Annotated in this window: 14 protein-coding genes; 5 read left to right on the top strand and 9 right to left on the bottom strand. The window is 62.7% G+C overall.

The window, feature by feature from the left end:
- Positions 1 to 288: 288 nt before the first annotated feature.
- Positions 289 to 1,542, bottom strand: a complete 1,254-nt coding sequence (locus HMPREF9696_RS13950; protein ID WP_002713675.1) for an aspartate kinase — start codon at positions 1,540 to 1,542, stop codon at positions 289 to 291.
- A 138-nt stretch (positions 1,543 to 1,680) separates the two neighbouring features.
- Here HMPREF9696_RS13950 and HMPREF9696_RS13945 point away from each other — a divergent pair, with 138 nt between their 5' ends.
- The 3 genes from HMPREF9696_RS13945 (at position 1,681) to HMPREF9696_RS13935 (ending at position 3,990) form a co-directional block, all read left to right on the top strand.
- Entirely contained in the window at positions 1,681 to 2,136 is a 456-nt protein-coding gene (locus HMPREF9696_RS13945) for a PH domain-containing protein (protein WP_002713674.1), read from the top strand.
- A gap of 107 nt (positions 2,137 to 2,243) precedes the next feature.
- Positions 2,244 to 2,993 carry a bifunctional 2-polyprenyl-6-hydroxyphenol methylase/3-demethylubiquinol 3-O-methyltransferase UbiG gene (ubiG, locus tag HMPREF9696_RS13940; RefSeq protein WP_002713673.1) on the top strand — a complete coding sequence of 250 codons (750 nt, stop codon included), beginning with the start codon at positions 2,244 to 2,246 and terminating at the stop codon, positions 2,991 to 2,993.
- 97 nt (positions 2,994 to 3,090) lie between these two features.
- Positions 3,091 to 3,990, top strand: a complete 900-nt coding sequence (locus tag HMPREF9696_RS13935) for a DMT family transporter (protein WP_002713672.1) — start codon at positions 3,091 to 3,093, stop codon at positions 3,988 to 3,990.
- Between the two features lies 1 nt (position 3,991).
- On the opposite strand, the gene HMPREF9696_RS13930 is transcribed toward HMPREF9696_RS13935, so the two are convergent.
- Genes HMPREF9696_RS13930 through HMPREF9696_RS13910 form a run of 5 tightly spaced genes read right to left on the bottom strand, consistent with a single transcriptional unit; the run spans position 3,992 to position 6,968 of the window.
- Complete coding sequence (locus HMPREF9696_RS13930; protein ID WP_081602407.1) at positions 3,992 to 4,453, bottom strand: EamA family transporter; 462 nt, start codon at positions 4,451 to 4,453, stop codon at positions 3,992 to 3,994.
- A gap of 30 nt (positions 4,454 to 4,483) precedes the next feature.
- Positions 4,484 to 4,951 (bottom strand): DUF1178 family protein, encoded by a 468-nt coding sequence (locus HMPREF9696_RS13925; RefSeq protein ID WP_002713670.1) that lies wholly within the window; start codon positions 4,949 to 4,951, stop codon positions 4,484 to 4,486.
- Positions 4,948 to 5,841, bottom strand: a complete 894-nt coding sequence (locus tag HMPREF9696_RS13920; protein WP_002713669.1) for a carbon-nitrogen hydrolase family protein — start codon at positions 5,839 to 5,841, stop codon at positions 4,948 to 4,950. The genes HMPREF9696_RS13925 and HMPREF9696_RS13920 overlap by 4 nt, the downstream gene beginning before the upstream one ends.
- Entirely contained in the window at positions 5,838 to 6,113 is a 276-nt protein-coding gene (gene grxC, locus HMPREF9696_RS13915) for a glutaredoxin 3 (RefSeq protein WP_002713668.1), read from the bottom strand. The genes HMPREF9696_RS13920 and grxC overlap by 4 nt, the downstream gene beginning before the upstream one ends.
- A 33-nt stretch (positions 6,114 to 6,146) precedes the next feature.
- A complete protein-coding gene (locus HMPREF9696_RS13910) occupies positions 6,147 to 6,968 on the bottom strand; it encodes a ComF family protein (RefSeq protein ID WP_002713667.1) in 822 nt (273 codons plus the stop codon).
- A gap of 101 nt (positions 6,969 to 7,069) precedes the next feature.
- Between HMPREF9696_RS13910 and HMPREF9696_RS13905 the strand changes: the two genes are divergently transcribed.
- Positions 7,070 to 7,930, top strand: a complete 861-nt coding sequence (locus HMPREF9696_RS13905) for a methyltransferase domain-containing protein (RefSeq protein WP_002713666.1) — start codon at positions 7,070 to 7,072, stop codon at positions 7,928 to 7,930.
- Here HMPREF9696_RS13905 and mutT read toward each other — a convergent pair whose 3' ends face one another.
- From mutT to HMPREF9696_RS13890, 3 genes are all read right to left on the bottom strand, one after another.
- The gene (gene mutT, locus HMPREF9696_RS13900) at positions 7,931 to 8,335 is read right to left on the bottom strand and encodes an 8-oxo-dGTP diphosphatase MutT (RefSeq protein ID WP_002713665.1); all 405 of its coding nucleotides are present in this window, start codon (positions 8,333 to 8,335) and stop codon (positions 7,931 to 7,933) included.
- On the bottom strand, positions 8,332 to 9,573 hold the full coding sequence (gene argJ, locus HMPREF9696_RS13895; RefSeq protein ID WP_002713664.1) for a bifunctional glutamate N-acetyltransferase/amino-acid acetyltransferase ArgJ: 1,242 nt from the start codon (positions 9,571 to 9,573) through the stop codon (positions 8,332 to 8,334). Before argJ ends, mutT begins: the two co-directional genes overlap by 4 nt.
- Positions 9,574 to 9,733: 160 nt before the next feature.
- On the bottom strand, positions 9,734 to 10,639 hold the full coding sequence (locus tag HMPREF9696_RS13890) for a peptidylprolyl isomerase (protein ID WP_009734496.1): 906 nt from the start codon (positions 10,637 to 10,639) through the stop codon (positions 9,734 to 9,736).
- 476 nt (positions 10,640 to 11,115) lie between these two features.
- Between HMPREF9696_RS13890 and secA the strand changes: the two genes are divergently transcribed.
- Entirely contained in the window at positions 11,116 to 13,944 is a 2,829-nt protein-coding gene (secA, locus tag HMPREF9696_RS13885; RefSeq protein WP_002713662.1) for a preprotein translocase subunit SecA, read from the top strand.
- Positions 13,945 to 13,970 lie beyond the last annotated feature (26 nt).

Here is a 13,970-nt window from a genome sequence, read left to right as displayed (position 1 = left end):
ATCCTTACCCGCAATTTCAGCACGGCCCGCAACCGGCTGCGATAGCGTTAACTAGCAGTAAAATAACGACTTTTCAGGACCCGCGAGACCGCGAGGCCGGCTTTTGGACGTAGCAGACGGTCCAGAACCGGAAGGCGCGGGCGCGGGTGCCTTGTCCTGAGGCTATATCGAATTGAGGCGCGTTTTGCCAAGCAAAACACTTGCCAAAAAATCCCCGCAAAAGACGCGAGGCGGTCCAGCAAACGACCTCGGCAACATGCCGCGGCGGAGTGAAGGCAGGATCGGGCCTCAGGCCTGATCCAGCCCGTAAAGCGTGTGCAGCGTCCGGACCGCCAGCTCGGTATAGGCAGCGTCGATCAGCAGCGAGAACTTGATCTCGGACGTGGTGATGGCGCGGATGTTGATGTTGCGCTCGGACAGCGCCTTGAAGGCCTGTGCGGCGACGCCGGCATGGCTGCGCATGCCGATCCCGATCACCGAGACCTTGGCGACATCGGTCGCGGAATCCATCGCCTTGTAGCCGATCTTGTCCTTCGCCCTGGTGATGGTGTCCTTGGCGCGGGTGTATTCGGAGGCGGGCACCGTGAAGGTGAGGTCGGTATATTTGCCGTCTTCGGACACGTTCTGCACGATCATGTCGACATTGATGCTGGCGTCCGCCAGCGGCCCGAAGATCGCAGCCGCGATGCCCGGCTTGTCCTCGATGTGGCGCACGGAAATCTGCGCTTCGTCCTTCGAGAAGGCGATACCGGTGACGACCTGGCTTTCCATGATTTCCTCCTCGCTGCAAATCAGCGTCCCCGGCGGCGTGCCGTGGGGATCGATATCTTCCGGCTTGTCGAAGCTCGAGCGCACGAACACCGGGACGTTGTGAACCATGCCCAGTTCCACCGAGCGGACCTGAAGCACCTTGGCGCCGAGCGACGCCATTTCCAGCATTTCCTCGAAGGCAACCTTCTCCAGCCGCTTCGCCTTTGGCACCACGCGCGGATCGGTGGTGTAGACGCCGTCGACATCGGTGTAGATGTCGCAGCGGTCGGCATGGATCGCGGCCGCAATCGCAACGGCGGACGTATCGGAGCCGCCGCGCCCCAGCGTGGTGATGCGGCCGGTTCCTTCGTGGATGCCCTGGAAGCCGGCGATGACGGCGACTTCCCTGCGCTCCTTGAAGCGCTTGATCAGCTCTGCGCCGTCGATGCCGGTGATGCGCGCGGAAGCATGCGCATCGCTGGTCTGGATCGGAATCTGCCAGCCCTGCCACGAGCGGGCCTGGATGCCGAGCGCCTGGAGGGCGATCGCCAGCAGGCCGGACGTCACCTGTTCGCCTGACGCCACGATGGCATCGTACTCGCGCGCATCATGCAGCGGCGAGGTCTCGGTGGCCCATGCCACAAGCTCATTGGTCTTGCCGGACATGGCCGACACCACCACGGCGACGTCATGGCCCGCATCCACTTCACGTTTCACATGCTGTGCGACGTTGCGAATGCGCTCGATGTTGGCGACGGACGTGCCGCCGAATTTCATGACTAGGCGGCCCATGCTCTCTTTTCGCGACGAATGGCGCTGTCCCGGTTGAATTGGTTGCAATCACGGCCGCGCCGCGCAAAACGGCAGCATGACCCCGAAAAGGCGGCTATACATACCCATCGGGTTCGGGGCAAGCAACACGGGACGGGAATGGGCCGCTATATCGACGATATCCTTCAGCCGGGTGAAAAGGTTCTGTATTCGACCACGATTCACGGGGTCATTTATGTGCCGGGGCTGGCCTGTCTGGCGGCTTCGGCGGCCTGTCTGGCCGCCTCCGGGGGCGGGGTGATCCTGCCGCTTCTGGCACTGAGCGCCCTCCTGGCGCTGGTCGGGGGCTTCCTGCTGTTCCGGGCCTGGTTCCAGCGCTGGACCACGGAGACCGATGTGACGTCCCTGCGGGTGGTTCACAAGGAAGGGTTTATCAAGCGCCAGACATTCGAGATGAGTTTGGATAAAATCGAAAGTGTCGACGTCAGCCAGAGCATTGCCGGGCGGATTTTTGGATGGGGAGATGTCACCGTTAATGGTGTCGGCGAAGGCACCAAGACGATAAAGATGATTGGCGCGCCGATCGAGTTTCGCAACCACATCACGGCGCGCTAGTGCGTATTCCGCAGAAGTGGGTACCGGTTTTGCGATCAGAATACGCACAGGTTAAGAATGATCAGGCGCCTGATGATCGGTAGCGCCAAGCGGACAAGACCATCGACATGACCACGAACTCTCCATCCGCGTCCACGGTCGATCCCGGCGAAGTCGCGCGGTTCTCGGAACTGTCGGAGCAGTGGTGGGATCCGAAGGGCAAGATGGCCCCTCTGCACAAGATCAATCCGCTGCGGCTGACCTATATCCGCGATGCGGCGTGCCGGAAGTTCGACCGCAATCCGAAGAGCCTGAATTGTCTGTCCGGCCTGCGCATTCTCGATATCGGATGCGGCGCGGGGCTGCTCTGCGAACCGCTGACGCGCCTCGGCGCGCAGGTGATCGGCGTCGATCCCTCGGCGACCAATATCTCGGTGGCAAAGCTCCATGCCGAGCGCGGGCATCTTTCCATCGACTATCGCTGCACGACCATCGAAGAGATGGACCCGCGCGAGCGCTTCGACATTGTACTGGCGATGGAAGTGGTCGAGCATGTCGCCAATGTCGGCATGTTCCTCGACCGCTGCGCGGCGTTGCTCAAGCCCTCGAGCATGCTGGTGGTGTCGACCATCAACCGCAACTGGAAGAGCTTTGCGCTGGCGATTGTCGGCGCTGAATATGTGCTGCGCTGGCTGCCGCGCGGCACGCATCAATGGGACAAGTTCGTCACGCCCGCCGAACTGACGCATCATCTCGAGCGCAACAAGCTCGCGATCAGCGATCAGGCCGGCGTGGTCTATAATCCGCTGGCGGATCGCTGGAGCATCTCGTCCGACATGGACGTGAACTACATGCTGGTCGCGGAAGCGGCGACCTAGGCCGCGCGCAATACCGGCATGAGATCGTGCTGGTTGACGGCAGCTTCAGGACGAGGCCTTTAAGCATAGCGCTCCCGCTGCTTTGAGCTTCGCCGTCATGACCCAGTTCGTTTGGCTCTGGATTCCTTTCACGCTGCTCGCCGCGGCAGGGCAGGTCGTGCGCAACGCCATGCAGCGCGGGCTGACCGCCCAGCTCGGCACGCTGGGCGCGACCCATATTCGCTTCCTGTTCGGCTTTCCGTTTTCGCTGGTTTTTCTCGGGCTGATCCTCGCCGTGAATGGCGACCGGCTGTCCTGGCCCGAACCCGGTTTCTGGGCGTGGCTTGTGGTGGGCGGCATGGCGCAGATTCTGGCGACCGCCCTGATGCTGATGGCCATGAACGAGCGCTCGTTCGTTGTGACCACTGCCTATCTCAAAACCGAGGCGATCCAGGCGGCGATCTTCGGCTTCGTGTTCCTGTCGGATCATCTCACAGCGTTGAAAGTTGCGGCTATTGTCATCGCCACGATTGGCGTGGTGATCACGGCGCTGCGTCCTGACGGAATGAAGGGATTCGGCGATCTCAAACCAACGATGCTCGGCCTTGTCGCGGCGGCGTTCTTCGCGCTGTCGGCGGTGGGTTATCGCGGCGCTATTCTCAATGTGACCGGCGTCAGCTTCGTCACCGCCGCCAGCGTCACGCTGGTGGCGACGCTGCTGATGCAGTCCATTGTTCTGTCGGCATGGCTGATCGTGCGCTCGCCGGGTACGATGAGCGCGATCTTCCGGCTCTGGAAGCCGTCGATGTTCGCGGGTTTCATGGGATCTTTCGCGTCGCTTTTCTGGTTTCTGGCTTTTGCGCTGACGGCGGCTGCCAATGTGCGCACGCTGGCGCTGGTCGAGGTTCTGTTCGCACAGGCCGTTGCCTATTACTCGATGAAGCAGAAAATATCGCTGCGGGAGATATCCGGCATCGCACTGATCCTGATCGGCGTGGCGATGCTGGTGGCGAGTTAAGCTATTTCTTCACGGCAAGAAGAACGGCTCCGGCGGCGATGAGGGCGATCCCGAGCCATCCTGTTCCGGAAGGCCGCTCGCCGAGAAACACGAAAGCGAACAGCGCGACCAGCACCACGCTCAGCTTGTCGATCGGCGCGACAAGTGTGGCAGGCCCGAGCTTCAATGCGCGGAAATAACAAAGCCATGACGCGCCGGTTGCGAGGCCAGACAGGACCAGGAAGGTCCATGTTCTGGCCGATACCTCGCCAGGTGCACGGAATTGTCCGGTGGCAAACAGGAGAACTGCGAAACTCGCGAGCACGATCACGGTGCGGATGAAGGTCGCGAGATCGGGATTGATGTCCTCAACGCCGATCTTGGCGAATATCGCGGTGAGCGCGGCAAATATCGCCGACAGCACCGCCCACATTTGCCAGGAACCCGATAGTGAGCCGGACCATGACATCGAATCTGGGCTCATATCGGTCTCATGGGCGTCTCGCGGACTGGATCAGTTTCTGTCACCCGGCAGAACAGGGAGAGCGGCGACTTCGATGCCTTCGTCCACCAGCGAGCGGGCTTCCTCCGTGGTCGCTTCGCCATAGATCGCGCGCTGTTCGATGTCGCCGTAATGCATCTTGCGGGCTTCCTCGGGAAACTTCTTGCCGACATCATCCGCGTTCTTGAGGACGTGGTCGCGCAGCTCCCGCAGCTTCGCAACAAGTTCGCGCTCCTGCGGCGCCATCACCAGCGATGTTGAAGTTGTGTCCTCGGCAGGCGCGGCCACAGGCTCGGGCGCCGATTTCGATTTGCCCTTGCGCGCGATGCGCGGCGCCATGATCGCCTTGTCGACCTTGGTGGAGTCGCACGTCGGGCAGGCGACCAGCCCGCGCTTGTGCTGGCTGTCGTAGGCCGAAGAACTCTGGAACCAGCTCTCGAAGTCGTGGCCGCGCTCACAGCGCAGCGAATAGCGGATCATGCCGATCCTCGCACGAGATGCAGATAGTCCGGCCCGCCCTTGGGGTCCTTGAGGCCGAAGCGTCGGCCATGCTGCAGCGACGGGATGCTCTTGCGCACCGCTTGAACCTTGGCCGGGTCGATCTTCGCCAACACGACACCGGTGTCGATGCTGTTCCCTTCCGCAAGGATTTCACCCCACGGATCGACAATCAGGGAATGACCGTAAGTCTCGCGTCCGCTTTCATGCTTGCCCGCCTGCGCGGCGGCAAGGATGAAGCAGCCGTTCTCGATGGCGCGCGCGCGCAGCAGCGTGCTCCAGTGCGCCTCGCCGGTCCGCACCGTGAATGCAGACGGGACGGCGATGAAGGATGCGCCGGCCTCCGCGAGGGCGCGGTAAAGCGCCGGAAAGCGGACGTCGTAGCAGATGGTCAATCCGATCCGGCCCCATGGCAGGTCGGAGATGACGGCGGTTTCGCCCGGCTGATAATTCGCGGACTCGCGGTAGCTTTCGCCGCCGTCGAGTTCGATGTCGAACATGTGAATCTTGTCGTAGCTCGCGAGGATGTTGCCATCCGGTGCGATCAGGAACGAACGGTTGGCCGCGCGCTCCGGCGTGGCGCGCACCGCGATCGAGCCGATATGCAGATAGATTTTCAGCTCGCGCGCCAGCTCGCGATAGGCCTTGAGCGAACGGTCGTCTTCCTCGTTCGCCAGCAATTCAAACAGCGCCTTGCGGTTCTGCTGAATGATATTGGTGACCTCGGGCGTCTGGACATAATCCGCGCCCTTGTCCTTGGCTTCGCGGATCAGCGCGATGCCCTGTTCGAGGCTTGTCTCGGGCAGCAGCGCGGTGCGCATCTGCACCATCGCCGCGGTGAAGGGTGCGCCGGCTTGAATGCTCGCGGTCATGACGTCACCTTCTGGCCGGCGAGCAGGCCATCGAGCCTGCCTTCGCGGTCAAGCGCATAGAGATCGTCGCAACCGCCGATATGCTGCTTGTCGATGAAGATCTGCGGGAAGGTGGCGCCGCCATTGGCGCGCTGGACCATTTCGGCGCGCCAGTTGGGATCGACCGCGACGTCGAACTCGGTGAAGGCCGCGTTCTTGCGCGTCAACAGGGACCTGGCCGCGCTGCAATAGCCGCATCCGGGGCGCGTGTAGATTTCGACGAGTGCGGCCATGGTTTGCCTTTGCGAACAGGGGAAGACACTAAATTATATGGGGGTCTGAACGGTGTCCACAACCCGGGCGAACACCAGCACATCCACGGACGCAGCCCTGGCCCGCAGCAGCGCGCGTGCGCAGGCATCGACGGTTGCGCCGGAGGTCAAAACATCGTCAACCAGCACGATCCGGCGGCCCTGCACGGAAGATTTGTCCTCCGGGGGCACCTTGAACGCGCCTTGTAAGTTGAGTGCGCGGTCGGCCTTGGAAAGGCCGACCTGTTGCAACGTCGGGCGGACGCGGCGCAGGGCGTTCCCGATCACCGGCAGATGATTGGATTTACCGATCACCGCCGCCAGCGCCCCGGACTGGTTGTAGCGGCGGCTCCAGCCGCGCCGCCAGTGCAGCGGGACCGGAATAAGGGCATCGGCGCCGGCGAGAAGTTCCTGACCGGCGCGGGCCATCCAGCGCCCCATGGCCGGGATGAGATCGGTGCGGTCCTGATATTTCAGAGCATGGACCATGGTCCGTGCGACATCGTCGTAGCGGACCGCGGCGCGGGCGCGCTGATAGGCCGGCGGATCGGCGATTGCCTGCATCGACAGCAGACCCGGTCCCGGATCGTAGACAAAGGGAATGCCGAGCCGTGCACAGAACGGCGGCGCGATGAACGACAGTTTGCCCCAGCACGCGGCGCAGACGCCGTCGCCCGCGACGGGTTCATGGCAGGCGACGCAGAGTGTGGGGAGCGCGATGTCGAGGGCTGCGCGCGGAAGCGCTGCAAGGGCAGCGCCGCAGGCTTTCAGAGTGCCGCGGAATCGCCCACGCCACCGGCCTGAAGGATGCGACGATGCCTGATCCAGCTCCGACATGATCTTCCCCGCGTGCCGAGGCTAGTTCCGGTGCGCGCCGGAAACAAGCGCGGTGGTGCCGGGAATTGCCAGAATGGTGCTAGAAGGCGTACCTACCGCCCATGAGCACGTCTTCGCCAGATCTGCCGCCGCGTCTTTTCGATCTTGCGCTGTTGCGCAGGCGGCAGGACCGCGCGCTTGCCCTTGGTCCTGAAACATTTCTGGCGGATCGAATCGCGGAGGACATGAGCGAGCGGCTCGATGTTGTGAAGCGCAGCTTTGCGGCTGTCGCCGACATCGGGTCGCCGGCAGCGGCGCTCAGGAATCCGTCGAATGAAAAATTCAACGGAACGAAAACCTATCTTTATCTGCCGTCATCGAATGATGAGACGCTCCCGATCGATCCGGGTTCGTTCAATCTTGTTGTCTCCGCGTTGGCGCTGCAGTTCGTCAATGACCTGCCGGGCGTTCTGGCGCAAATCCGCCGCGCGCTGAAGCCGGATGGCCTGTTTCTGGCGGCGATGGTCGGCGGCGAGACGCTCACCGAGTTGCGGCAGTCCTTTGCGGCGGCGGAAGCCGAAATTGAGGGCGGTGTCTCGCCGCGTGTTGCGCCGTTCGTGGACCTGCGTGATCTCGGCGCCCTGTTGCAGCGGGCAGGCTTTTCGCTGCCCGTGACGGATGTAGACCGTATTGTGGTGCGTTACGACAATGCATTTGCGCTGATGCAGGATTTGCGGCGGATGGGCGCGACCAACACTCTGAACGAGCGCCGCCGCACGCCGTCACGCCGCGCCACGTTCCTGAAGATGGCGCAGATTTATGCGGAGCGTTTCTCCGATCCGGACGGACGCATCCGCGCCACCTTCGACATTGTCTGGATGTCGGGCTGGGCGCCGCATGAGAGCCAGCAGAAGCCGCTGAAGCCGGGTTCGGCAAAAATGTCGCTGGCGGATGCGGTGAAGAAGGCGGGCGAGACGAAATAACTATAGCAATAAATCCGTCAGATGCGCGATCAGCGGAATGTCCGCAGGCGGCATCGGATAGTCGCGCAGCTTGTTGGCGCGCACCCATGCGAGCTGTTGCCCCTCACGTGCCGTCACGGTGCCTTCCCACTTGCGGCAGATGTAGAGCGGCATCAGCAGGTGAAAGGTCTCATAGCCGTGACTTGCGAAGGTCAGAGGCGCGAGACACGGCTCTTCCACCGTGATGCCGAGTTCTTCCGCAAGCTCGCGGATCAGCGCGGGCTCTGGCCGCTCGCCGGGCTCAAGTTTCCCGCCGGGAAATTCCCACAGGCCCGCCAGCGTCTTGCCTTCGGGGCGCTGCGCGATGAGGACGCGATTGTCCGCGTCGATCAGCGCGCAAGCGACGACAAGGGTGAGCTTGATCACGAGCGGTAGTCGCCATTAATGGCGACATATTCCTTGGTGAGGTCGCAGGTCAGCACGCGGTCGCGGCCCTTGCCGAGGCCAAGGCCGACCTTGATCTGGATCTTGTCCTGCTTCATCAGCGCGGAGACTTCTTTCTCGTCATAGGACGGATCGCGCGCGCCCTTGCTGGCGACGCGGATGCCGTTGAACGCGATCGACAGCTTGTCGCGATTGGCGGGTTCGCCGGCCTTGCCGACCGCCATCACCACGCGGCCCCAGTTGGCGTCTTCGCCCGCAATCGCGGTCTTTACCAGCGGCGAGTTGGCAATCGACATCGCGATCTTTCGCGCGGACGTCTTGGACGTTGCGCCCTCGACCACAATCTCCACCAGCTTGCGCGCGCCTTCGCCGTCGCGGGCGACCTGCTCGGCGAGATCGGCCAGAATGGCGTGAAACGCTTTCGTGAAAGCCTTCAGTCGCGGGTCGGAGGCGCGCGTGATTTTCGGCGCGCCGTTTGCCGCAGCCGCACCCGTGGCGAAGGCGAGCAGCGTGTCCGAGGTCGAGGTGTCACCGTCGATGGTCACCGCATTGAAGGTGTCATCGACGCCGGTCTTGAGCAGCGACTGCAACGCGGACGCTGAAATCGGCGCATCGGTGAAGATGAAAGATAGCATCGTCGCCATGTCTGGCGCGATCATGCCCGCGCCCTTGGCCATGCCGTTGATAGTGACCTTCGCCTTGCCGAGTTTCACGGTCGCGGTCGCGACCTTCGGGAAGGTGTCGGTGGTCATGATCGCGCGGGCAGCATCGTCCCAGCCGCCGGGGGCGGCCTTCTGCGCGAGGTCATCGAGCACGCCGTTGAACTTGGTCGCGTCGAGCGGTTCGCCGATCACTCCGGTGGAGGCGAGAAAGATCCGGGCCGGAGTTGTCTCCGCCGCCTTCGCCGCGATGGCGGCGGTGAGCGTGGTGGCCTGCTTGCCGGTCTTGCCGGTGAAGGCGTTGGCGTTGCCCGAATTGACCACCAGCGCGCGCGCTTCCCCGCCCTTGAGCCTGTCACGGCACCAGTCGACCGCCGCGCTCGGGCACTTCGACTTGGTGAAAACGCCCGCAACGGTGGTGCCCTTATCGAACAGCGCCAGCAGAACGTCGGTGCGATTCTTGTAGCGGATGCCCGCCGCTGCGGTCGCAAGCCGCACGCCGGCGATGGGCGGCAGTTCGGGGACTCTGGTCGGGGCGAGCGGGGAGACGGCGGTGGACATGAGGTCGATGGCCCTGGATCGAGGATTGTCTGTCGTGATCACCGGATGATTCCGGTCTTCCACGTCTTACGCCCATAATTGTGAAGGCCCCAAGACGTAAATGCCCGGGGCAAGCCCCGGGCACAACGTCAAACTAATCAAGTCTGCTGGCGAAGTCGATTTACTTCTTCGCTGGCGCTGCCGGAGCAGCCTTCGCATCTGGCTTCGCCGCCGGAGCAGCGGGTTCTGCCGGCTTGTCGAGCCGCTCGACCTTGGCCTCGCTGCGCAGCTTGGTGACGTAATCGGCCTGCGCCTTGCGGAGCACGAAGGCCTGGATCTGCCCCTTCACCTGGTCAAAGCTCGGCGGCTTGCGATCACGCTTTTCCTCGACCTTGATGACATGCCAGCCGAACTGCGACTTCACCGGGTCGGAAATCTTGCCCGGCTCGAGCGCGAAGGCGACGGCCGAGAATTCCGGCACCATCTGCTCCTTGGTGAAGAAGCCGAGATCGCCGCCATCGGCTGCGCCCGGGTCCTTCGACTTTTCCTTCGCGAGCTTGGCGAAGTCGGCGCCCTTGTCGAGTTCGGCCTTGATCGCCTTGGCCTCTTCCTCGGTCGGAACGAGAATGTGCCGTGCGCGGACTTCCTTCTCGCCCGCCACCTGCTTGGTGGCTTCCTCGTAGACCTTCTTCATGGCCTCGTCGGTGACGGCGGCCTTGCCTTCGGTGGCGAGCAGGCTGTCCATCAGCAGGCGGTCGCGGGCGAAGGCGAGCTTCTGCTTGAAGTCCGGCGTATCGCCAACCTTCTTGGCGTCAGCGGCCTTGGCGACGATCTTCATGTCGATCAGGAACGCGATCAGGTTTTCGCGGCGGGTGGCCGGGTCCATCTGCTGCAGGCTTGGACCCAGTTCCTCCTCGGCCACCGCAAGGTCGCTCTGGCGAATTTCGGCGCCGTTCACCTTGGCGATCACCGGGTTGGCGTCCTGGGCGTAGACCGGGCGGCCGGCACCAAGTGCGACCGTGAGGCAAATGGCGGCGGCGGATGTGAGCAGTCCAAGTCGCGCGCCCAGTCCACGGGGGAGGGGCATGCGGTTCTCAGAGACGGTCATGGAAAATCCTTATGGGTCAAAGCTGGTTACCGAGCCGGCCTTCGCGTCATCACGACGCGAATCCTTGAGGACCGGAGCACCGGGCGGTTCGGGAGGCCGGACACTCGCCCAACCTCTGTCCGGAAGCAACGTGAAAAAGCCGCCAAAATCATGAAATCCTTGACAGGTTCGCGCGTTGACAAGGCTTTGGACGGCCCATATCTCTGCCCCGCAAGGCTCGCCTGGCTGCCGCGGATTTGCCGTGGCCGAGCGGGTGAACCTCGGACGTCGTTTCCCGCACTCATCTTCTTGAGCGCCAATTCTTAAGGACTGCGCCAAGGGTCTGTCCCTGCACGTAATTCTGAAAGATATGCCTCACACGGGCCTCAATCGGGCCCACACTGCGAACTTTAGTCAGGACGATTGGGCTGCTGGGATCGCGGCTGCAATGCCAAACTGCAAGACAGGAATGTTTCATGCTCGGCGCGCTCGCCCGCAAGTTTTTCGGCTCCGCCAACGACCGGCGGATCAAGGGATACCAAGCCCGCGTCGATGCCATCAACAAGCTGGAGCCGGAAATCGCCGCGCTCTCCGATGAGGCGCTGAAGGCGCGGACGGAGGAGTTCCGCAAGCAGATCGCCGAAGGCAAGTCGCTCGACGATCTTCTGGTGCCGGCCTTCGCGACCGTGCGCGAAGCCGCCAAGCGCACCCTCGGCCAGCGTCACTTCGACGTTCAGTTGATCGGCGGCATGGTGCTGCATGAGGGCGACATCGCCGAAATGAAAACCGGCGAAGGCAAGACGCTGGTTGCGACCCTGCCGGTCTATCTCAATGCGCTCGCCGGCAAGGGCGTCCATGTCGTCACCGTGAACGACTATCTCGCCAAGCGCGACGCCGGCTGGATGGGCCAGATCTACACCTTCCTCGGCATGAGCACCGGTGTGATCGTGCACGGACTCGACGATGCCGAGCGTCAGGCCGCCTATGCCTGCGACATCACCTACGGCACCAACAACGAATACGGCTTCGACTATCTGCGCGACAACATGAAGTACCGGCTCGAGGACATGGTCCAGCGCGGGCACTTCTTTGCCATCGTCGATGAAGTCGACTCGATCCTGATCGACGAAGCGCGCACGCCGCTGATCATTTCCGGTCCACTCGACGACCGCTCCGAATTCTACAACACCATCGACACCTACATCCCGAAGCTGGAGAAGGTGGCGGACTTCGAGGTCGACGAGAAACAGCGCACCGTCACGCTGACCGAAGCCGGTATGGAAAAGATCGAAAATCTTCTGCAGGAGGCCGGTCAGCTCAAGGGCGACTCGCTCTATGACGTCGAGAACGTGTCGGTCGTCCATCACATCAATCAGGCGCTGCGCGCCCATTCGCTGTTCCAGCGCGACAAGGACTATATCGTCCGCGATGGCGAGGTGGTGATCATCGACGAATTCACCGGCCGCATGATGCCGGGCCGCCGCTATTCGGAAGGCCTGCATCAGGCGCTGGAAGCCAAGGAGCATCAGCCGGTCCAGCCGGAAAACCAGACGCTGGCCTCGATCACCTTCCAGAATTATTTCCGCATGTACGAGAAGCTGGCCGGCATGACCGGTACGGCGGCGACCGAAGCGGACGAACTGTTCGATATCTACAAGCTGGAGGTCATCGAAGTCCCGACCAACGTGCCGATCGCGCGTCTCGACGAGGACGATGAGGTCTATCGCACGGCGGACGAAAAGCACCGCGCGATTCTGGACGAGATCGAGCGGGCCAACAAGCGCATGCAGCCGGTCCTCGTCGGCACGGCCTCGATCGAGAAGTCCGAGGTGCTGGGCGAGTACCTCCGGAAGAACGGCTACAAGCAGATCGACTTCGGCAATCCGAAGGCGCTGGAAAAGCTCTATGCCGCCGCGCGCGCAGGCAAGCCGGCAAAACTGTTCGCCGTGCTGAACGCGCGCTTTCACGAGCAGGAAGCCTACATCGTCGCCGAAGCCGGCGTGCCCGGGGCGATCACCATCGCCACCAACATGGCCGGCCGCGGCACCGACATCAAACTCGGCGGCTCGCTTGAAATGCGCAGCCAGATCGAGACCGAAGGCGTCACCGACGAAGCCGAGAAGCAGCGGATCATCGACGGCATCAAGGTCGATATCGAAAAGTTCAAGGAGATCGTGCTCAAGGCCGAAGAAACGGTCGATCTCAACCCGGACAAGCCCGGCACCAAGACGATTCAAAAGCCCGGCGGCCTCTACATTATCGGTTCGGAGCGCCATGAGTCGCGGCGCATCGACAACCAGCTCCGCGGCCGCGCCGGCCGCCAGGGCGACCCCGGCCGCACCAAGTTCTATCTGTCGCTCGAAGACGACCTGATGCGCATCTTCGGATCGGATCGGCTCGACACCATGCTGCAGCGTCTCGGCCTCAAGGAAGGCGAGGCGATCATCCATCCGTGGATCAACAAGGCGCTCGAGAAGGCGCAGCAGAAGGTCGAGGCGCGCAACTTCGACATCCGCAAGAACCTGCTCAAGTTCGACGACGTGCAGAACGACCAGCGCAAGGCGATCTTTGATCAGCGCATCGACCTGATGCGAGACCAGAATGTCGCCGAAACGGTATCGGACATGCGTCATGCGCTGGTGGACGATCTGGTCGCCAAGCACATTCCTGAACACGCCTATGCCGAGCAGTGGGACGTCGCGGGTCTCAAGGAAGAGTTGAAGCGCGTTCTCGATCTCGATCTGCCGGTTGACGAATGGGCCAAGGAAGAAGGCATCGCCGACGAAGAGATGCTGGCGCGCATCGAGAAGCGTGTCGACGAGGTGATGGCGGCGAAGTCGGCGCAGTTCGGGCCTGACGTCATGCGCTATGTCGAGAAATCAATCCTGCTGCAGACGCTGGATCATCTGTGGCGCGAGCATCTCGTCATGCTCGATCACCTGCGTCAGGTCATCGGCCTGCGCGGCTACGGCCAGCGCGATCCGCTGCAGGAGTACAAGTCCGAGGCGTTCAACCTGTTCGAGAGCCTGATCGCGCATCTGCGCGAGGCGGTGACGGCGCAATTGGTCCGCGTCGAGATCGTGCCACCGGACGAACAGCCCGAACTGCCGCAGATGGAAGCGCACAAGCTCAATCCGAACACCGGTGAGGACGAGATGGCCTTCGCGCAGGCGTCGCTCGCGCCGGTGTCGCCGGCCGATCGCGATCCGCAGAACCCCGCGACATGGGGCAAGGTGGGCCGCAACGAGGATTGCCCGTGTGGCTCCGGCAAGAAGTTCAAGCACTGCCACGGCAAGTTCGCCTGACACGTTCAGGCATTCAAACGTAAAAC

This window comes from Afipia clevelandensis ATCC 49720, assembly GCF_000336555.1.
Taxonomy (GTDB): Bacteria; Pseudomonadota; Alphaproteobacteria; order Rhizobiales; family Xanthobacteraceae; genus Afipia; species Afipia clevelandensis.
Note: the sequence above shows the minus strand (reverse complement) of the source record. Positions and strands in the feature narration are given on the sequence as shown.